Genomic DNA, 20,438 nt, shown 5'->3' with positions numbered 1-20,438 from the left:
CAGCCCCTCCATCTTGCGGTTCAACTCATCCATCCTAAGGCTTTGCTCGTCGAACCTATGACTGATAGCCTGTTCGAAGGCTTTGGCCACGGCCTGTTCGATGGTTTTGGCCAAGGCTTGTTCGATGGCGCCGATGAAGAGTTGACGAGCTTCATCCTCCCTTCCCATGTTCATCGCCGTTTTTCTCCGGATGTTCTTCTCGTGAGGGAATCGCTCATTTGAGGAGCGAGACCATGATGGAGGAAACCCCGATCGCGATCGCACTTCCAAATCCGGTGATAAGCCCCGCTATCGCGATGGTTCCCTTCAGTCGAGCGGTGTTGCTTTCGCTGATGGCGACTCGCATATCGGCACGGAGCTTGTCCATCCTATGATTCTGCTCTTCCATCTTACAGCTCTGCTCCTCCATCTTACGGCTCTGCTCCTCCATTTTGAGGTCCTGCTCGTCGAATCTGGGATTGACGGCCTCCTCGACGGCTTCGGTGACGGCTTGCTTAACGGTCCGTTCAACGGCCTGTTCGACGGCGACGGTGAAGAGTTGGCGAGCCTGCTCCGTCTCCATGTTCACCCCGTTCACCCCGTTCTTCTCGTTGTTCATCGCTGAATCTCCTAATGAATCTTGCCTGCGGTCATCGAAATCAAGCGCATCCTCCTCGGAAAAAGGAAAGCGCTTGGAAGAATACTACTCTCTCTTTGACCTTGCCGATCCCATTTTGTTCTCATCAAGGAGATTTTTTTTATGAAGGCAAATCCGAATGCACATCGGAGACGATTCGCCCTGCTGTTTTCTCTTTTTTCGGATATTCGATGGTTCGAGACCGAAAGCGCTCGCAAGTCCCCCGCCGAAGACGGTCGGCGGCAAGCGACCATCGTCGATCTCCCATCCCCCCCCCTTTTTTTTCACAGGGCGGCCAGCTTGCCTTTTTCGGGTTTTCCGGTCGAGGTGCGAGGCAATTCATCGAGGAAGACGATATGTTCGGGCACCATGAACCGGGCCATCCGGTCGGCGCAGTGCTTTTTCAATTCATCGGCGCTGACCTCGAAGCCCGGTTTTTTGACCACGAATAGCTTGATGGCCTCCTCGCCCCATTCGCTTTGAACACCGATGGCGGCGCAATCTTGCACAGCAACATGTGCAAGCGCTCCTTCCTCGACCTCATAAGCCGAAACCATCTCCCCTTTGACCCGAATGCGTTCGCTCATTCGGTGCATGAAATAAAAGAGATTGTTCTCATCCAAGCGGGCGATATCCCCGGTATGGAACCAAAGATCCTTACGACTGGCCAAAGTGCGATCGGGCATCGAGAAATAACCATCGGACATCACCCCCGGCTCCAAGGGGCGCACGACCATCTGTCCCGGTTCGCCCAAGGGGACCGGATCGCCCGCATCATCGTGAATGGCCACCTCGAAATGGGGCAATACCACCCCGCCAGGATGATCCCACTGCGGCACGACCACCCAGCCGGCGTCGGTCGAGCCATAGCCGCCGCCGGGGATGAGATGCACCCCGAAGCGGGCATCGAAATCCTTTTTCGGAACCGGAGCGGGCGTGCTCCAACAGCGAGTCACGCGATGCTCCCTCTCCTCGGGGCAAGGCGGATTGGCCCATAGCAACTGTTGAACCGAGCCGAGCATCATGAACCATGTCACCTCGTACTTCTTGACCTCGGGCCAAAAATTGGAGACGCTGAAGCGTTGACGCAAAACAACCCGTCCCCCCGTCATCATCGTCGGCAAAATATCGTAATAAGCAGGGCCGATATGAGAAAGCGGATAGGGTGAATAAACGCAATCATCGACGGTTACTTTGAAGGGATCGATGATATTTTCCGCGGTGCGCACCGCATAGCGATGCGATAGCAAACACCCTTTGGAAACCCCGGTGGTGCCGGATGTGAAAAGAATCGTGGCGGTGTCGGTATCCTTGGCGGACGAGATCAGATGATCGGTGCGATCCGACAGGATATCCTCGAAGCGAACCACCTCGAGATCGGGAAATAGCCGGCGAGCCTCGTCTTCGGCATCGATCAACACCAACGTCCGAACATGCGATATCGAATCCCGAATCCGATCCAAAGCATCGAGGTGCTTGCCGGAAGTAAACAGCAACCTCGCCTCGGTTTGGTCGATCATCCGCGCCAAGGGCGCCCCCCGCATGGCATGATTGATCGAAACCTCGATCGCATCGATCTTTTTCAGGGCATAAGAAGTGGCGAGATACTCGGCTCCGTTTTCCATGAAGATGGCGACATAAGACAGCGCCTCGCCGAATCGATCTTCAATCCCGTGAGCCAAGCGATTGACGATCGATTCGAACTCGCCATAAGCCAATGTCTTCCCGGTTTCGGCGATGGTCAAAAACGGACGATCCCCGAATCGATCGGCACATCGGTGAAGAAGATCACCCAATGTAATTCTCAAAGCCATCGATCGCTCACCCTTCACCGATCATGAACCGAACCCGAACCGAGGTCCAAGGGGCCAGCGATCCCCGACTCGGATCGGGATACTTTACCCCTCCCAATCCGAAGTTTGCGCGAGAAGTTCCACGAAAAGCGGCCTTGTCCGTCCAACATCGATAACGCGATCTCGTCCTTTCTCAATATCGTTATTTCATTTGCGCCTAAATCGTCTGCGCCAAGTATTCCGGTTGGGGTTATCAGGCCGTAGCCCCAACGACAAAGGCTCTCCTGATCGATCTCCCCATCCCCATCCCCGCCATCGACGCTCCCGCTAAGTGGTAGGGTGCATTTTTTATATCCGTTCGGCAATACACTCGATATCTCGCATCAGTACCGACACGTCTTCTTACATATCCTGGAAGAGTGATCGATTCGTCGATGAGTCCTACCTACTCGATGATATCAAGCCCCCGACCGTGATCGCGCTTCTAAAGCCGATGTTCGGGTTCTGAGCCCGATATCGTAATGGGTCCCCTCAATCGATCGGCATCACTTTCGCTGATGGCGATTCGCATATCGGTACGGAGCTTGTCCATCTTATGATCCATCTCGTCGAATCTGGGGTTGACGATTTGCTTGAAGGCTTTGGTGACGGCCTGCTCGACGGTCCGTTCAATGGCCTGTTCGACGGCGACGATGAAGCGTTGACGAGCCTGCTCCGTCTCCATGTCAATCCCGTTCTTCTCGTTGTTCATCGCTGACTCTCCTAATGAATCTCGCCGGCGGCCATCGAAATCAAGCGCATCCTTGCCAGTTCAAAAGCGACGAAATGGATGAAATCCAAATCGCCGCTCGACCTTGTATGGAGTGCCCCGATAACCCCGGTGCGCCACGGCGGGTGCGATGGCTGCCAATCAGGAGTGACGAATAGGAACGCACCGGGAGACAATCCCGATCCGATTCGCTCTCCTTAAGATTCGCTCGGAAGCGGCCTGTATCCTTGCTTGCGTAGGTGATTATCCACGATCTTATCGGCAAAGAACGGATAGATGAACCATGATAAGCCGAAGGTTATAAAAGCGAGAGCCAGCCCCACTATGGCGTGGGTCCAAATACCTTTGACGGCAAAGTAAAAAACCCCGAAGAGGAGTGTCCAAAGCCAAGCAAGGTCGTACTCTTCGATATGCTCGGTGTCGGGATGCTTATATCTCTTGGTTGCCATGATTTACCTCCGAGGGGTAGGTGTCTGGTCGATACTACAAATCAGATGTCGAAGAGGGGATATCTTACGCCGATTCTCTCGATGAAACAACCGACTATCATCCGCAATATCGCATCGAGAGAGTTTTTTTGATTGGCCAACATTCAATACTACTCATCGCTTTCCTGCATATAGCGCCATACCCGATTTCGGATCATCAAAGCGCCCGCTCCTTGGGGGATTCATCGGTGGGCTTGGAGGGAAAATTCCCCAAGCATCGCTTGCCGATGCATTTGCCCTTGGCTTCGGTCAGCACGCGGAAGACGGCGGTGGCGTTTTCGTTGGCGGCGACCTCCCAAGGCGTAAGATCTCGGTCATTCTTCTCTTCGATATCGACCCCGGATTCGATCAGCAAGCGGGCGACGAGCGGGGCGTTTTCTTTCGCTGCGATATGCAAGGGCGTGTTGCCATCTTCGTTTTTCGCCTCGACCTCGGCTTTGCCTTCGATCAGCATGCGGGCAACGGTGCCGGAGTTATATCGAGCCGCGACATGCAAAGGCGTTTCATCGTCCTTTTTGTTTTTCGCTTCGATATCAGCCCCGGCATCGAGCAGCATACGGGTAGTCTCGGCGAAATTGTATCGAGCCGCGATATGCAAGGGTGTACCGTTGTTTTTGTCGATCGCATCGATATCGGCACCGGCGTCGATCAGCGCTCGAGCGGAGTCGACCGAGTCGTACCAAGCCGCGCCGTGCAGGGGCGTACTATCGTTTTCGGTTATTGCCTTGACATCGGCACCGGCATTGAGCAGTAAACGAGTAACGGTAACGGAATTCCAGTATGCCGAATTATGCAAGGGCGTATCGCCGTGTTCGTCTTTCGCTTCGATATTCGCCCCGGCTTCGATGAGTATGCGGGCGGCGATGGCAGCATCTTTTTTCGACGCTGCATAGTGTAAAGGCGTGTGGCCATTGTTATCTTGTGCCTCGATATCGGCACCCATCGCGATCAGCAAACGGACGACATCGACCGAGTTCCAATGAGCCGCTCCGTGCAAAGCTGTGCCGCCATCGTTGACCGCCGTGATATCCGTCTTGGCTTCGATATCCGCACCGGCTGAGATCAGCACATTGGCGACACCGACCGAGTTCCAATACGCTGCCTCATGCAAGGGTGTGTCGCCCTCTTTTTCTTTGATCTCGAGGTTCGCTCCGGCATGAATCAGCATGCGGGCGGCGGCAACGGAATCATACCAAGCCGCAACATGCAAGGGAGTGCCGCCATTTTTGTCGATACTTTCGATATCCGCTCCGGCGTCGATCAGCCTTTGAACGGCATAAGCATTGTTTTTCTCCGCCGCATAGTGCAAAGGCGTCGCCTCGGCGGCGGTGCCGATCGTGAATATAAAGATGGATGCAATGATCGCTGGTTTCATGGTTTTCGTTTCTCGTTCAAAGATCCGAAGCGGGTTTCGGCCTGCCGGGTTCGATAGCCCTCGCTTGCCCTCCCGCTCTCGCAGGGTTTTTTTCTTCCATCCCCATCCACGCTTTTCGAGGATCGACCATCAATCGACCTCGATGGGCACGCCGACACCGGCGTGAGCGCTCTTAAAGGGGGGATCGGACAAAATCCCCGGGCGGACCCCACCGCGTGATTTTTAATCTCCCCTCGATGATTGGAAACAGAAAGATCGATATTATGATGCCGCCCAAGCGGTTATCGCCGGCCGATTCGAATCCGCTCGGATGCGGCCGGCTGCGAGCCCTCATACCGCTCGATTTCATGATCGCGGATAACGAAGCCGAGGGAAAGGGGTATGAGGGCATGGATCAAGGTTGACCCTGCAAGAGCGCAAAGGAGAGCGACGTGACGACCCATGCACGCATCGTCGTCATCGGCGGTGGAATCGTCGGGGTGTCCATCGCCTATCACTTGGCCAAGGCGGGGGAACGCGATGCCCTGTTATTGGAGCGGCGCGACTGGGGGCGGGGGCGACTTGGCATGCTGCGGGCAATGTGCATACGCAAAGCGCCTACGCCAATCTATCGGCCTTACAGGCCTATTCGCTTCGTCTTTACGAGGGGCTGGTCGAGGAGGTGGGGCAGGAGGTCGATAGCCATGTCGTCGGCGGTTTCTTTTTGGCCCGGACGAAGGAGCGGATGGAGGAGTTCAAGCACTTGGCCGGCAAATTCCGTGCCTTGGGGCTGGAATACGAACTGGTTTCTGCCCAAGAGATCAAGGCCAAACATCCCCTTTTGAATGTCGACGATCTCGAAGGCGGAGCATGGGATCCCGATGAAGGCTATGTCGATCCGCATTCCGTGACCATGGGCTTGGCGGCCGGGGCGCGTCGATACGGCGCCCGCATCCGCCGCAATGTGCAGGTCGAGCGCATCGACCGCCTGTCATCGGGCCATTGGCGCCTTTATGCCGGCGAAGAGACGTTCGAATGCGAGATCCTCGTCAACTGCGCAGGTTTTTGGTCCGGCGAGGTTGCCGAGATGGTGGGAGCGACCTTACCCATCACCAATATGGAGCATCAATATCTGGTGACGGAGACGATGCCGGCGATCGCAGATCTGGATGACGAGTTGCCGATGATTCGCGACTGCGATAGCCAATACTACCTGCGTCAGGAGGGGCAAGGGCTCTTGCTCGGCCCGTGGGAGCGGGACTGTCGGGTGGCTTGGGGCGATTCTCGCGCGCCATGGTCTTTCGGGCAGGAGTTGTTCGAAGATGATTTTCGATCGCCTGAGCGATGGCCTAAGCGCGATCTTCCACCGCGTACCGGCACTGGCGACCACCGGCATCAAACGCGGGGTCAACGGTGCGATCAGTTTTTCCCCCGACGGACGCCCGATGATCGGACCGGTGCCCGGCATCCCCGGCTTCTTCGTCGCTTGCGGCTTTTTGGGCGGCATCGCCCAAGGCGGCGGGATCGGCTTGGCGATGAGCCAGTGGATATTGGAGGGAGAGCCGGAGCTGGATCTGCACTTCATCGACGTGGCTCGTTTCGGGGATTGGGCCACCCCCGAATTCGCCCGCGAGCGCACCCGCGAGATCCTGCCGATCCGCTACGAGCTGATCTACCCGGGGATCGAGCGCAAGACCGGAAGAGATTTGAAGACCACCCCGATCCACCAAGACCTGCTGGCCCATGGCGCGGTGATGGGGCAGATCGCCGGCCATGAGCGCCCGTTATGGTATGCACCGACCGGAGTTTCGCCCGAAGATAAGCCCGATTTTCAGCGTCCCAACTGGTGGGAGCATGTGGGCAACGAGGCCAAGGCCCTGGCCGACCGATGCGGCTTGTCGCAGATGTCCGGTTACGGCAAGTTTCATATCACGGGGGCGCACGCCAAGGCCTTTCTCGATCACATCGGCTCGGCGAGGGTACCGGGGGAGCCGGGCAAGGTGGCGTTGTCGCTGCTTTTGAACGAGCGGGGTGGCATATTGGGGGATATCACGATAGAAAACAGCGGCGATGGTCGTTTCCATTGCGTCGGCCCGACCCTTGCCGTGGCTCGATATCGTCGTTGGATGGACACTCATGCCACCGGCTTCGATGTCAAGATCGAAGATATCACCGATCAGGTATCGGTGCTCGGCATCGCAGGCCCTTGTTCCCGCGATCTTCTCAACCGACTTTCCGATGGGGCGTTCGATAACTTCCCCTTCATGACCTCGCGCACCGTTCGCATCGGCGGCGTGTCTTGCAGGGCGCTTCGCATCTCTTATTCGGGCGAACTCGGCTGGGAGCTGTATTGCCCGATATCCGAACAAAAAGCCTTGTTCGATGCCCTGATGGACGAAGGTGAAAAGCACGGGCTTGCCCTTTTCGGATCGCGGGCGATGGGCATGCTCAGGCTGGAGAAGGGATATCGTAGCTGGGGTGCGGAGCTGACCACCGAGACGAGCCCGCAAGTTGCGGGTCTTTTACGCTTTTGCTCGAAAACCAAGGACTATATCGGCCGCGCCGCCGTGGATCGAGAACGCTTGGCGCCTCGCCCCGAACGCCTCGTGACCCTGGATATCGATCCCGCCGCCCCGCCATGCTGGGGGACGGAGCCGGTGATGGCGAAGGGAGCGATGGTCGGCCGGATCACCTCGGGCGGGATGGGTTGGCGCAGCGGCCGGATGCTTGCGATCGCTTGGATCGACCGCGCAGAATCGGCGCAGATCGGTACCGTTCTCAAAGTGCAGATCCTCTTGCAGAACCACAAGGCGGTGGTCGTCTCCGATCCGGTCTACGACCCTAAAAACGAGAGACTGAAAGGATGAGCGCCGAAGTCGAACGAACCTTACCTTCCCATGCTTCCGTCGTCGTCATCGGCGGCGGGGTCATGGGCTGCTCCACCGCCTACCACCTTGCAAAGAGCGGCGTATCCGATGCGGTTTTGCTCGAGCGCAACAAACTGACCTCCGGCACCACTTGGCATTCGGCGGCCCAAGTGCGGGCGCTGCGCTCCACCCGCAACCTCACCGACTTGGTGCGCTATTCGATCGATCTCTACTCCCGCTTGGAGGAGGAAACCGGTCAGCAGGTCGGTTGGATCGGCAAAGGGTCGTTGTCGATCGCCACCAACGCCGATCGGATGATCCACATCCGCCGCCAAGCGGCCCTCGCCGGGCTCTTCGGCGTTCGGGCCGATACCATCTCGACCGAGGAGGCGGCCGAGCGCTGGCCGCTGATGAACGCAAGCGACATCGTGGGTGCGGTCTGGTCGCCGGATGACGGTCGGGTGGGTCCCTCCGATCTATGCGCCGCGCTCGTCAAAGGCGCGCGTGCCGGCGGTGCGCGAATCTTCGAGGATACCGGCGTCATCGGCATCCACACCGAATCCGGTCGGATCCGCGGTGTCGAAACCGATCGCGGCCCGATCCGGACCGATGCGGTGGCGCTGTGCACCGGCCTTTGGAGCCGGAGCGTGGCGGCGATGGCCAATGTCGAGGTACCGGTCTGGCCCTGCGAGCATTTCTACCTCCTGACCAAGGCGGTGCCCGGCACCGAGGGCAATTTGCCGACCCTATCCGATCACGACGGCCATCTTTATATCCGCGACGATTCCGGCGGCTTGCTGGTCGGTTGCTTCGAGCCGATGGGCAAGCCGATCGATCCGGATCGACTCGGCCCCGATTTCTCCTTCGGACTCCTCGACGAGGACTGGGATCATTTCGAGCCGATGATGCAAAACGCCCTCCACCGGCTTCCGTGTCTTGCCGAGGTCGAAGCGAAGATGCTTTTGAACGGCCCGGAGAGTTTCACCCCCGACGGCGGTTTCCTCCTCGGCGAGGCGGCCGAAACCCGCGGCCTCTTCCTGGGCTGCGGAATGAACTCGGTGGGGGTCGCCACCGGCGGCGGAGCGGGCATGGCGCTGGCGCACACCATCGTTCACGGCGCCCCGCCGATGGATCTGCACGAGGCGGACCCCAAACGCTTCGATGCATCGGTGAACAGCGCCCAAGCACTGATCGCGCGGGTGCCGGAGGTGCTCGGCAAGCACTACGAAATCGCCTACCCGGGGCGGCAGTGGCAAAGCGCGCGCGATCTCAAAACCCTGCCGCTGCATGCGGTTTGGAAGGAAAAGGGCGCCCATTTCGCTCAGGTATTCGGCTACGAGCGGCCCTTGTATTTCGCGAAAACGCAAGAGCCCGCGCTGCGCTTTTCCCGCCCCGACTGGTTCGAACAGGTGGGAGCGGAAGTGGCGGCGGCGCACGAAGGCGTCGGCATCAGCGAGATCTCCAGTTTCGGGAAGATCGAGATCAGCGGCCCGGATGCGCTCGCCTGCCTTGAGACCATCTGCACGAATCGGATCGACCGCCCATCGAATCGCGCCTGCTACACATTGATGCTCAACGAAAAGGGTGGAATCGAAAGCGATCTGACCGTCTTTCGCCTTGCAGCGACCCGCTTTCGCCTGATGGTGGGCAGCCAGGCGATAAAGCGAGACCTTGCTTGGATACGCAATCATTGCCCATCCGATGCGAAAGTCGAGATCACCGACGTCACGGACGATCTGGCGGTGCTCGGTCTTTGCGGACCGAAAACCCCGGCCCTTGCGCAAGCGCTCGGAGCGAGATGGCTGAACGACATCGGCTATTTCGCGCATGCCAAGGGCATGATCGGATCGGTCGAGGTGCAGGCGGCCAGGCTGTCTTATGTCGGCGAGGCCGGATGGGAACTGACCTGCAAGGCGAGCGATGCCAAGGCGCTTTTCGCTTCTTTGGAGGCCGAAGGCGCGGTGCCGGTCGGGTCCCTTGCCCAAACATCGATGCGAATCGAGAAGGGATTCTTGGCATACGGCCACGATCTCGATACCGACATGACCCCGGCGATGGCCGGGTTGGAGTTCGCTTTGGCCAAGGACAAACCCTTCATCGGCAAGTCGGCCCTTGCCGAAAAAGGCGCCCCGGCGAAGCGGATCGTATCCCTCGCTTTTGCAGATACCGAAGCCGTCCCGCTGGGCAATGAACCGGTCCTTGCCGGCGGCCGGCACATCGGCAAGACCACCTCCGCGGCCTTCGGCTACCGGATAGGGCGCCCGGTGGCATTGGCGCTGGTCGATAGCGATACGATCACCGCATCGATCACCGCCGGTGCGAGCGTGCAAGTGGATATCGCCGGAGTGCCGTTCGCCTGCACCCTATCGACCGCTGCGCTTTTCGATCCGCAAGGCAAGCGAATGCGCCCCCTTCGATGAAAACAGGCCCGATCCATGTCCCATGTCTTTCCCCGCAATATGAAAGCCGATTACCCCGTCGCCGTTGCCGGCGAGGGGTGCTATATCGTCGACTCCACCGGCAAGCGATACTTCGACGGATCCGGCGGCGCGGCGGTTTCCTGCCTCGGACACGGCCATCCGGCGATCATCGATGCGATCACCGCCCAGCTCCATAAACTGGCATTCGCCCATACCGGATTCTTCAGCTCCGAGCCCGCCGAAGCCCTCGCCACCCTCTTGGCGGACCATGCCCCCGACGGCATCGAGCACGTCTATTTCGTATCCGGCGGATCCGAAGCCATCGAAGCCGCCCTCAAACTCGCCCGCCAGTATTTCGTCGAATGCGGCATGCCCCAGCGCCGCCATGTCATCGCCCGCAGGCAGAGCTACCATGGCAACACCTTGGGCGCATTGGCGGCGGGCGGCAATGAATGGCGACGGCAGGCCTTCGCCCCGCTCTTGATCCCGACCACCCACATCGCCCCTTGCTATGCCTATCGCGATAGACAAGCGGAAGAAAGCGAAGCCGATTACGGCCGGCGAGTCGCCGATGAACTGGAGTCCGAGATCTTGCGATTGGGGCCGGACAGCGTGATGGCCTTCATCGCCGAGCCGGTCGTCGGCGCAACCTTGGGGGCAGTAACCGCAGTGGCCGGTTATTTCACCCGCATCCGCGAAATCTGCGACCGCCACGGCGTTCTCCTCATCCTCGACGAAGTGATGTGCGGCATGGGTCGAACCGGCCATCTCTTCGCCTGCGAAGCCGAGCGAGTGCGCCCCGATATCCTAGCCATCGCCAAAGGACTCGGCGCCGGATACCAGCCGATCGGAGCGATGCTATGCACTTCGCATATCTACAAGACCATCGAGTCCGGAAGCGGCTTTTTCCAACACGGCCACACCTATCAAGGCCATCCCACCGCCTGCGCCGCCGCCCATGCCGTGGTGAAGACGATCTTGGACGAACAACTGATCGGCCGAGTCAAAGATCTGGGCGGCAGATTGATGACGGCACTGCACGAGCGCTTTGACGACCACCCTCATATCGGCGATATCCGAGGCCGAGGCCTCTTCATCGGCTTGGAATTCGTCGCCGACCGCAAGACCAAGACCCCGTTCCCACCCGACCAAGCCCGCCACAAGCGCTTCAAAGCCGCCGCCTTCGAAAACGAACTGATCTGCTACCCGATGGGAGGCACCATCGACGGCCACCAAGGCGACCACGCCCTCATCGCCCCACCTTTCACCATGACCGACACCCAAATAGAAGAGCTCTGCGACAAGCTCCAATCAGCGGCGTCCACCGCCCTGAACTAGCCTTTGCCGACCTGCAATCAACGCCGACATCCCCGCTCTCGATGCGCACAAGCAAAGCGATCCGCTCGATTCGGAGCAAAAAACCCGAAAGGACGCAAGGGGGCACGCCCCAACCAAGCCCACAGACGATAGCCGGCGACACGCAAGCGCATCAACATCGCGAATTGTAGGTGACGCTTAAATAAGAATTACGATGAAAAACAATGACTTACAACAATCGATATCATTTCGGGCGGCTAACGCTTAAATAAGAATCCCCGCCGAGAAGCGATCTTGAAAGTGGCATCATCCATAGCCGAAAAGCCCAACTCGAGCGTACCATGCCCGCAGCCCGAAAGGTGGGGTACCATTTCACGGGCATCCCTGCTTGGCACACACCACGCAAACGAGCCAAGCAAGGAGGCAAAAGATCCCCTTTGATGGTCGAAAAGAGCGGGGATCGCATCAGAATCCGGTTTCGGATGCCAGTTCCGATCGCACCCTTCAATGCGAAATCGACAGCCTCGGAAAAGAGCACGAAAGATGGCGTGCCGCAAGCAAGAGGATATCGAGTGAATACGAACGGCCGACTGAAAGAAAGCCTCTGGGAGGCCGCGAATATCCTACGCGGCTCCGCCGTCGACCGTACCGACTGGAAGGGCTACATCCTCCCCTTGCTCTTTTTCAAACGGATCAGCGACGTTTGGGACGAGGAGAGAGCCGAGTCGGTCACGACCTACGGCGATGCCGATCCCTCGCAATTCCCCGAAGTCCACCGCTTCCACCTCCCCGATGGCTGCCACTGGCGAGACATTCGGTCCACGCCACAAAATGTCGGCGTGGCTCTCCAACGCGCTCTGCAAGAGATCGAGCGCGCCAATTCCAAAACCCTCTCCAGAGTCTTCGGCTATGCAGACTGGGGCAATAAAGAGAAATTCACCGACTCGCTGATCAAAGACTTGATCGAAGGTTTCTCGTCGATTTCACTCGGCAACAGATCTGTCGACACCGACATCCTCGGCGATGCTTATGAGTATCTTGTCGGTCAATTCGCCGATGTCAGCCGTCGCAAAAAGGCCGGAGAGTTCTACACCCCTCGCAGTGTGGTGCGGATGATGGTCGAGATCCTCGACCCGAAGGAAGGCGAGTCGATCTACGACCCCACCTGTGGCACTGGTGGCATGCTGCTCGGTGCCATCGAACACGTGAAGCGAAAGGGCGGAGACCCGCGCACTTTTTTCGGCAAGATTTACGGTCAGGAGAAAAACCTCACGACCTCGGCGGTGGCCCGGATGAATCTCTTTCTCCACGGTATCGAGGATTTCAAGATCGAGCGCGAAGATACCCTTCGTGCCCCGGCCTTCACTGACACATCGGGCGCATTGGCGAGATTCGATTGCGTGATCGCCAATCCTCCGTTCTCGCTCAAAGACTGGGGACGCGATATCTGGGAGAACGACCCATACGGCCGGACGCGCTATGGTCTCCCTCCGGATGCTTATGGCGACTACGCCTTCGTGCAGCATAAACTCGCGTCGATGAGCGAAACATCGAGCGGCCGCATGGCCGTCGTCCTCCCGCAAGGTGCGCTCTTTCGCAAAGGTGCCGAAGGCAAAATCCGCGAGGCTCTGCTCGAAGAAGACCTGATCGAGGCGGTGATCGGCCTTGCGCCGAATCTCTTCTACGGCACCGGCTTGGCTGGCTGTATCGTTGTCTTGCGGCGCAAAAAAACGGCTGCCCGCAAGAACAAGGTGATTGTCATCGATGCCCAACGATTCTTCCGAAAGGGCCGAGCCCAGAATTTTCTCGATCCCGAACATGTCGAGCGGATCGTCAATCTATATAAAAAATTCAAAGATGCCGATGCCTGTGCCAAGGTCGTCTCCCTTGACGAGATCAAGGATGAAGGCTGGACGCTCAGCATCTCCCGCTACGTCTTGCCACCCATCGGCGAAGATATCCCGCCGCTTCCCGAAGCCGTCGCCGCCTTCAAAGACGCCCTCGCCAAAGCCCGTGCCGCAGAGGACCACCTGCGCACTGTATTGAACGAAGGAGGGTGGTTGAGGTGATCACCGCCCCCGGAAAAATCGACAAGGACTATCCTTGAATCGTTTTATCATCGGATGTTCTTGATGAGCATTATGAAGATCCGGATATTACATCGCGCGGTGAATCGGCTCGCCGATGGAGCGCTTCATATCGGTATGGTGGTCGCCACCAACCTTCTGCTTGCGATGGTCTTTATCTCTCATGCCGAGGCTTTTATCGGTGGTCTCATGAGGGATGCCATTGAGGATGCCTTGGATCCGGTTCCCTGTGGAGAGCAGGTTACAGGATGGGGATCCGAGGTTTTATCAGGAGCGAAAGAAGAATCGGACGCCTTCTATCCAAGGGTGAGGATTTGTGCAGAGCCCGAAGGTATATATGGACCACTCGATCCTCATATCAATATCACTTGTTTCGCCGGGAAGAATAGACAATCGAACTTCGCTTACATCGTGGTTATTTGGACCAATGATTTTATACACGATCCGATGGTTTCTCGTGCCGAGGGAGTGGAATTTGACGAGACTATAGCGTGGATCCGGGTCGGCCTTGAGAATTCTGTATCCCTCAAGGGTAGGTGGTTCAGTCAGGATGGTAATGAGGGTCTTAACATCTACTTCCATAGCAAAGGAGACCCGATTACAGTGAATGATGAACCGTGGACTGCCGTGAACTACTATAATGATTTCCTTACGCTCGTGGAGGCTATCCTGAGCGAGGCCGAGGAATACAAAGGAAAGGCTTATGCAACCATGAACATTGTCCCGGATATCGAATCGGAGTCAAACGGATATATCTCCGTCCCTCTCAATGGCTCATACGACCATCTCAAATTTCTACTCGACCGTTGTAAGTAAGAAGAAATCATCATCGATTTTGGCAGGACAACAATCCACTAGATTTTTGATGCGCAGGGGTGAGGAATTTATTCTTATGAGTCAAGATCAACACAGGAAGACATTTGACGAAGGCAACCCACATTGGCTGGATGAGCCTTGTAAAGGATCTTTATCTGCGCAGGATGTGGTTCGGCTTCTCGATACGCAGACCTTTTTCGAATTGCTGGGCATGCCTTATCCCCCCGATCGTGAAGGTGTCATCGAGCGATTGGAGAGGGAAAGTTTGATCGATCGGGCGAAAGATGGCTATTCGATTCGCCGAATCGGTGCATTGCTGCTCGCCAAGCGATTCGAGGACTTTCCATTCGAGATAGGTGCCAAAGCCCCTCGAGTCGTTGTGTATTCGGGGAATTCCGAGATCACTGCCAAGTTGGATCGAATCCAGAGCGAAGGGTATGCCGTCGGGTTCGAAAGGCTGATGCATCTCGTTATGCACCAAATTCCTCAAAGAGAGGTCATCGAGAACGCACTGCGCAGGAAAATCGAGTTGGTGCCGGATATCCCGGTTCGCGAAATGGTGGCCAATGCACTGATCCATCAAGACTTCACCCTGACCGGCATGAGAGTCACGATCGAGATCTATGCCGACCGAATCGAGATATCCAGCCCCGGCGAGCCCCTCGTCCCTTTGGATCGCTCAATCGACCGCCATCGCTCGCGTAATCAACGGTTGGTGAGCATTCCCCCGCCCTAGGGTTATTTGAGACAATGATCGAGACTTGGTCCAACATCTGATCATAGGAGATAACGGAGATGTCTCATGGCAAATCGTAGAAGAGGGCAACAGCCCCAAAAGGCGGGTGCTCCTCGGAAACTGAAAATGACGGTGGCGCGCAAGATCAAGGCCATCGTGCGGGTGATTCAAGGCGAGCCCATGGATCTGGTCGCCCGGAGTTTCAATGTGACGGCAGCCGATGTCGGCTGTTAGCATGAGGCGTTTTTCGATGGGGTTTGGAATGATTCTTGAACGGAGAAGATAGGAGGATTCTCCTATCGAGCGCTAATGAGGGCATGTTGGCGATTGTAAACCGGCAGCGAATTAGGATATCGACTTGAACTCGATAATGATCGTACTGCCATTGGCGGGGTTACATCTCTACCGGATCGGAGATGACCAAGTCGTATTTTTTGTCGAGAGTTCCTCCGGGGTGGATGGTGCGGCGGCCTGATCCGATGTTGATTTTCGATAGGTCGAGGCGTTTTAGCCACCAGTGATTGAAGCGCTCGGCGGTACGTATGAATAGTCGCTTGGCTTTGATTGATGTGCAGCGCTCGAGCATGGGCTGAACGACTTGGGGACGCAAGGTGGCTAGTGATTCCATCACTTGCACAGCCTCTTCGTAGGATTGTTGCTTCGGGACGAGGTGCATCATCTCGAAAATTGCTTGTTCGAATGTTGCGACCTCGAGGTCGACTCCGTTGACTTCGAGGGTGGATGTGGTGTTCTCGGTATTTGCAAAGACGCCGGTGTTGATGAGCATTATCGGTCTTGACCAAGGGTGGGTTTTGAGCCAAGTCGGTAATTTTGTGCCCGGCTGCCCGAATAGGGTGATTCTTCGAGCGCCCAAGGGAACATAGTGGGCGTAGCCTCTTAGCTCGATGGCGGTGATTCCTCCGGGGTGGACGGGGAGGGCGAGCTGTAGTTGAAGGGCTTGGATGGCATCGGGCCAGTCGGCCTTCGTACCGGCTCGCTTGTAGGCACCATGGCCTAGGCGCTCCAACCAGCCTGATCGGACGTATTTGTCTGCGAGTCTGCGGTCGATGTCGAGGCTGTTCATCCAGCGCAGCGTGGCGATCTTGCCGGACGGCCACTTTTGCAGCAAGCGGTTTATTTTCGAGACCATTCGACTATCCAAGAGCGACAATGGTGCGCAAATGTGAACTAGGCGATACTGTGATGCTAACGTAAAGTTTATGAAAATGTCAAATAGTCGTCTGTGATGCGACTATTTGGAATTGATGTGAACTTATCGCTAGGCCGCGAGAGTGCTCTTTCTCTGCGGTGGGGTTGGTTGAGTCATCGCGCATCTAGGCCGAGATTTGGGGAGATTATGCCACCGGGTATCAATCTGACGAGGTGGATTGATGGGCTGGGGCAGGTAGGTAGGCCGCGAATTTTCGATATCGCTCGACTTTTACCTGCCGGAGTTGCGTATTCGAACTCCCGTGAGAGTGGGGGAGTGAATCGCTGGCCTCGCTCCGGTTGCCTGCGCGTTGAGGCTCGGCTTGGGGATGTGGGACGATGGGCTTCGGGCAAGACGGTCATCTTTGGTTCTCGGTGTTGTGCGACTCTTTGCCTGTCGGGGGATGAACATTCCTTGTTTCGTAGGCATGATATGAATTATTGGTATGTGATGTCTATTATTATAGGTTTTGTATCAAACGCCGATGCGTCAAAATCGGCTTTTTCGGTGAAAATGTCTCTATTTCTCGTGATTTTGATAGTAATTCATTGGAAAAATGGACATCATGCTTTTGATCGATATTCGCCGAGGCGGAAGCAATCGTCAAGACGGCGAGGGGCGAGTGGTCCAGCATCGGATTTCGATGCCGACCGGTGCTCTCCTGTCGAACCTCGCGCATCCCGATGTGCCGGGCAGAAGGGGCGAGTTGCCGACCTTGCTTCGGCGGTCTGTGCCTCGGAGTCCTGCCGACGAGGTGGGGCGAAGGGTATCGGGCAAAGCCGGCCCGCTCATGGTTCTCCATCCACTCGATTCTTCGGATGTCCGAGTTCGTAATGTTCGCATGCTTCGTAGGGGTGATATAAAAACGTGGTATATAATGTCTGTTTTTATAGGTTTTGTATCAGCGATCGGTACACTGAAAACGGATGGAACAATGTGAAGGGGGCATCATGTCCAGTATTTCGGAGGCGAAGGAGTCGGCGGCAAGATCCGGATCTCAGCGTGATCTCGCTCGTAATTTGCTGGAAGAGAGAGGGATCTTGCGTCTCGCCGAGCTGCGCGAGGCCGGGGTGAGCGCGGCGACGATGAGGCGTATGGAGCGGGGCGGGGAAGTTTTTCGTCTTTCTCGGGGCATCTATCGGCTGTCGGGTGTGGAGCGGGACTCCAAGTATGACTATGCGCAGGCTGCCAAGCGGGTGCCCAAGGGGGTCGTGTGTCTTGTCTCGGCATTGGCGTTTCATGAAATTACGATTCAACAGCATGAGTGGACTTGGATGGCGATCGGGAACAAGGATGGGGCTCCGCGCGATAGCACGGGCCTTCGTATCGTGCGGTTTACGGATAACCGGCTGCATGATGATGTTGAAACGCATGTGATCGAAGGGGTGCCCGTCAGGGTTTTCGAGGTGTCCAGGACGGTTGTGGATTGTTTCCGATATCGCAACAAGATAGGGCTGGGCATTGCGATCGAAGGGCTTCGGTGGACTTTCAGACGGCGCAAAGCCAGCCCGGCGAAAATCGCTTGCCAAGCGAAGAAGCATAGGGTGTGGGGGGTCGTCCAGCCTTATATCTATGCGCTGCTCTCCGATGGTTAGGAAAATCAAGAGCATCGGTGCCTCGGCTCGGACGCGGGGCCGCCGGTTGAAAGGATCTTGTCGGAGAAAGAGGGCGGGAATTCGAACCGATGTCCTTGAACGCTTGCTTTATCGGCTTTGCGAGTCTTTACCTCCATCTTTTCGTTCTTGAAGCCACAATGTCGATGACGATTTGGTTCTCGGGGCACTTTTGTGCCACCGGTGACTTGGATATGCCGGGATTCGTTGCACCGAGCGGCAAGGGCATGGCCCCTAAGGGGCGGAGCGACTCGAGCGGGCTCGCTTTTCGATGTCGCCGCTCGATCCTCTCCCGTTCAAATCGCGCGATTGAAGAGTCGAAGGGTTAGACGAGTCTTTAGGGTTTGTTTCAGTGCTGTGCGCTTCGGGACCATGCCGGTGAGATGGGATGATAGACTTTCGATCAATCGATCATCTTCGACTCTCGATCGGCACTCGAATTTTCGGGTGCCGGGGGTTTGTGACGCTTGTAGATCTCGGTGAGATGATATAAATGCTTTATATGCAATCTCTGCTATTATAGGTTCTGTATCAATGCTTGATGGTTGTCGAACGGATGGATCAATGCGAAAGGGGGCATCATGTCCAGCATGTCGGAAGTGAGTCTATCAGCGGAAAGATCCGGATCTCAGCGTGATCTTGCTCGTAATTTGTTGGAAAAGCGAGGGATCATGCGCTTGGTCGAGCTTCGCAAAGCCGGAGTGACGGCGGCGACGGTGAGTCGGATGGAGCGGGACGAGGAGGTTCTTCGTCTCGCTCGGGGTATCTATCAGCTGTCGGATGCCGGTTGGGAGTACCACCATGGTCTCGCGGAGGCCGCCAAGCGGGTGCCCAAGGGGATTGTGTGCCTTGTTTCGGCACTGGCGTTCCACGGGGTTACGACTCAGTTGCCTCGGTGGGCTTGGATGGCGATCGGGAGTGATGATTGGGCTCCGCGCGATAGCGAGGGCCTTCGCATTGTGCGCTTTACGGAAAACCGTCGGCGCGAGGATATCGAAACGCATGTGATCGAGGAGGTGTCCGTCAGAGTCTTCGGGTTGTCCAGAACGATCGTGGATTGTTTCCGCTATCGCAACAAGATAGGGCCGGACATCGCGGTCGAGGGACTCCGGGATGCTCTGGGGCAGCGTAAAACGAGCTTGGCGGAAGTCGCTTGCCAAGCGACGAAGTACGGGATATGGACGGTCATCCGACCTTATATCGAGACGTACCTTTCCGATGACTAAGAGAATCGAGAATGTCGGTGATATCACATCATGATAGCCCGATGTCGGATGGTTTCTTGATCATCTCCCGCCTATCGTCGGCACTGATAGGCCGCTTCGAGCTGCATCAAGATGAGTTGGATGTTGGTCAGGTCAAAGATGGTGGCCAAGTCATAAGGGGTTTGTTCAAGCGCGTTTTTCGTACAAAGATCTGCACGTGTCATTGTCGCGATGAGCGAGCGTGCTCGGGCATCGTCGCCGTCACGGATTGCCGCGTGTAACGGGGTATCGCCATACTCCGATTGATTGGGGGCGCTCTCGTTCGATGCCTCTGGCGTTCGGTAGGGATCATCGACAAACTGGGACTCGAAGAGACGACATCTTACCAAGAGATCGAGCGATTGTTGTTCGATGCCGCGGGTGTGAAACAGATAGCTGGTGCCTTCGACTTCGAGTGAGAGCCAATCACCGATCACCTCGACGGCCGATAGGAGGTGATCGTCGTTTTGGAACAGTAAGACGAGACCGTTCGGATCGTTCTCATCGTTCGGATGCCATCGAGAGAATCCGAGTGAAGAGGATGGATGCTCGACATTGACCGGTTCCGACACCCATGCCAGTGAATCGGAATAGAGCTCGACGAAGAATCGCACGCCGTCGCCGGGCTCGCCGGGGTCGAAGCACCCGAAAGCGAGGGCATCGCCCCGGTAGTTCTCGATGTAGAAATAGGGCGGATCGTCCGAATGGCTTTCGGTTATCCACTCGGCATGGACTGAAACCGGGGTGGTTGAGCCTATGCACCCGATCAGCAACACCAAGGTGATCGACGTGAAAACCTTCAAGATTGACTTCATGGCGTGCTCCCTTGTCAGCGAGCCGAATTCGGTATCGAGTTTACGAAGAAGCGGTCGAATGTCTGCTTTGTTATGGAACGCCCGTTATCACCTATGATCGGATTTTGGATCGGGTCTTAATTGGGTTTCCCAGATACTCCGAGGCGGGGGTTGTTACCAAGGATGAGCATAAAATACATCGATAGGATACTTTACTGTGGTCAATGTTGCACTTTCATCCCTTAGATTGGCCAAAAACCGAATCCCCCCAAGCACCCCGCGGATATCACCGGATAACCCTGCAAGAGCCCCGC

The 20,438-nt window shown here is 56.8% G+C and carries 16 protein-coding genes and 2 pseudogenes; 11 read left to right on the top strand and 7 right to left on the bottom strand.

Features of this window, described 5'->3' with window-relative positions; genetic code table 11:
* Positions 1-214: 214 nt before the first annotated feature.
* From BF99_RS0112720 to BF99_RS0112685, 5 genes are all read right to left on the bottom strand, one after another.
* Positions 215-598, bottom strand: a complete 384-nt coding sequence (locus tag BF99_RS0112720) for a hypothetical protein (protein WP_025771172.1) — start codon at positions 596-598, stop codon at positions 215-217.
* Between the two features lie 302 nt (positions 599-900).
* Positions 901-2,430, bottom strand: coding sequence for an AMP-binding protein (locus tag BF99_RS0112710; RefSeq protein ID WP_025771169.1), 1,530 nt, complete (start codon positions 2,428-2,430; stop codon positions 901-903).
* 463 nt (positions 2,431-2,893) lie between these two features.
* Positions 2,894-3,160, bottom strand: coding sequence for a hypothetical protein (locus BF99_RS0112700; RefSeq protein WP_025771166.1), 267 nt, complete (start codon positions 3,158-3,160; stop codon positions 2,894-2,896).
* Between the two features lie 215 nt (positions 3,161-3,375).
* The gene (locus tag BF99_RS0112695; RefSeq protein WP_025771164.1) at positions 3,376-3,627 is read right to left on the bottom strand and encodes a hypothetical protein; all 252 of its coding nucleotides are present in this window, start codon (positions 3,625-3,627) and stop codon (positions 3,376-3,378) included.
* Positions 3,628-3,823: 196 nt separating this feature from the next.
* Positions 3,824-5,041: an ankyrin repeat domain-containing protein gene (locus BF99_RS0112685; protein ID WP_025771163.1), complete on the bottom strand. Its 1,218-nt coding sequence runs from the start codon at positions 5,039-5,041 to the stop codon at positions 3,824-3,826.
* A 431-nt stretch (positions 5,042-5,472) separates the two neighbouring features.
* On the opposite strand from BF99_RS0112685, the pseudogene BF99_RS24015 reads away from it, so the two are divergent.
* The 9 genes and pseudogenes from BF99_RS24015 to BF99_RS23000 all read left to right on the top strand — a co-directional run.
* Positions 5,473-5,595 (top strand): annotated as a pseudogene (locus BF99_RS24015) (FAD-dependent oxidoreductase); the annotation flags it as partial.
* Positions 5,596-5,621: 26 nt separating this feature from the next.
* Positions 5,622-6,281: pseudogene (locus tag BF99_RS24010) on the top strand (NAD(P)/FAD-dependent oxidoreductase); the annotation flags it as partial.
* Between the two features lie 61 nt (positions 6,282-6,342).
* Positions 6,343-7,887, top strand: a complete 1,545-nt coding sequence (locus BF99_RS0112665; protein WP_025771160.1) for a glycine cleavage T C-terminal barrel domain-containing protein — start codon at positions 6,343-6,345, stop codon at positions 7,885-7,887.
* Positions 7,884-10,307: a GcvT family protein gene (locus BF99_RS0112660; protein WP_025771159.1), complete on the top strand. Its 2,424-nt coding sequence runs from the start codon at positions 7,884-7,886 to the stop codon at positions 10,305-10,307. Before BF99_RS0112665 ends, BF99_RS0112660 begins: the two co-directional genes overlap by 4 nt.
* Before the next feature lie 15 nt (positions 10,308-10,322).
* Positions 10,323-11,645 carry an aspartate aminotransferase family protein gene (locus tag BF99_RS0112655; RefSeq protein WP_025771157.1) on the top strand — a complete coding sequence of 441 codons (1,323 nt, stop codon included), beginning with the start codon at positions 10,323-10,325 and terminating at the stop codon, positions 11,643-11,645.
* Positions 11,646-12,196: 551 nt separating this feature from the next.
* A complete protein-coding gene (locus tag BF99_RS0112645; protein WP_025771156.1) occupies positions 12,197-13,693 on the top strand; it encodes a type I restriction-modification system subunit M in 1,497 nt (498 codons plus the stop codon).
* A gap of 63 nt (positions 13,694-13,756) precedes the next feature.
* Positions 13,757-14,527, top strand: a complete 771-nt coding sequence (locus BF99_RS0112640; RefSeq protein WP_156013303.1) for a hypothetical protein — start codon at positions 13,757-13,759, stop codon at positions 14,525-14,527.
* A 76-nt stretch (positions 14,528-14,603) separates the two neighbouring features.
* Positions 14,604-15,263 carry an ATP-binding protein gene (locus BF99_RS0112635; protein WP_197019134.1) on the top strand — a complete coding sequence of 220 codons (660 nt, stop codon included), beginning with the start codon at positions 14,604-14,606 and terminating at the stop codon, positions 15,261-15,263.
* A 66-nt stretch (positions 15,264-15,329) separates the two neighbouring features.
* Positions 15,330-15,497 (top strand): hypothetical protein, encoded by a 168-nt coding sequence (locus BF99_RS23000; protein ID WP_156013302.1) that lies wholly within the window; start codon positions 15,330-15,332, stop codon positions 15,495-15,497.
* Between the two features lie 160 nt (positions 15,498-15,657).
* Here BF99_RS23000 and BF99_RS0112625 read toward each other — a convergent pair whose 3' ends face one another.
* Complete coding sequence (locus tag BF99_RS0112625; RefSeq protein ID WP_081759259.1) at positions 15,658-16,413, bottom strand: type IV toxin-antitoxin system AbiEi family antitoxin; 756 nt, start codon at positions 16,411-16,413, stop codon at positions 15,658-15,660.
* 1,010 nt (positions 16,414-17,423) lie between these two features.
* On the opposite strand from BF99_RS0112625, the gene BF99_RS0112615 reads away from it, so the two are divergent.
* Together BF99_RS0112615 and BF99_RS0112600 are read left to right on the top strand one after the other, a co-directional pair.
* A complete protein-coding gene (locus BF99_RS0112615) occupies positions 17,424-18,068 on the top strand; it encodes a type IV toxin-antitoxin system AbiEi family antitoxin domain-containing protein (protein WP_051482906.1) in 645 nt (214 codons plus the stop codon).
* 599 nt (positions 18,069-18,667) lie between these two features.
* Entirely contained in the window at positions 18,668-19,312 is a 645-nt protein-coding gene (locus BF99_RS0112600; RefSeq protein WP_231471392.1) for a type IV toxin-antitoxin system AbiEi family antitoxin domain-containing protein, read from the top strand.
* A 71-nt stretch (positions 19,313-19,383) separates the two neighbouring features.
* Here BF99_RS0112600 and BF99_RS0112595 read toward each other — a convergent pair whose 3' ends face one another.
* Positions 19,384-20,145: a hypothetical protein gene (locus BF99_RS0112595; RefSeq protein ID WP_025771146.1), complete on the bottom strand. Its 762-nt coding sequence runs from the start codon at positions 20,143-20,145 to the stop codon at positions 19,384-19,386.
* Positions 20,146-20,438 lie beyond the last annotated feature (293 nt).

Source organism: Thioalkalivibrio sp. HK1 (assembly GCA_000583135.1).
Lineage (GTDB): Bacteria > Pseudomonadota > Gammaproteobacteria > HK1 > HK1 > HK1.
This window is presented reverse-complemented; position numbering and strand designations above follow the sequence as displayed.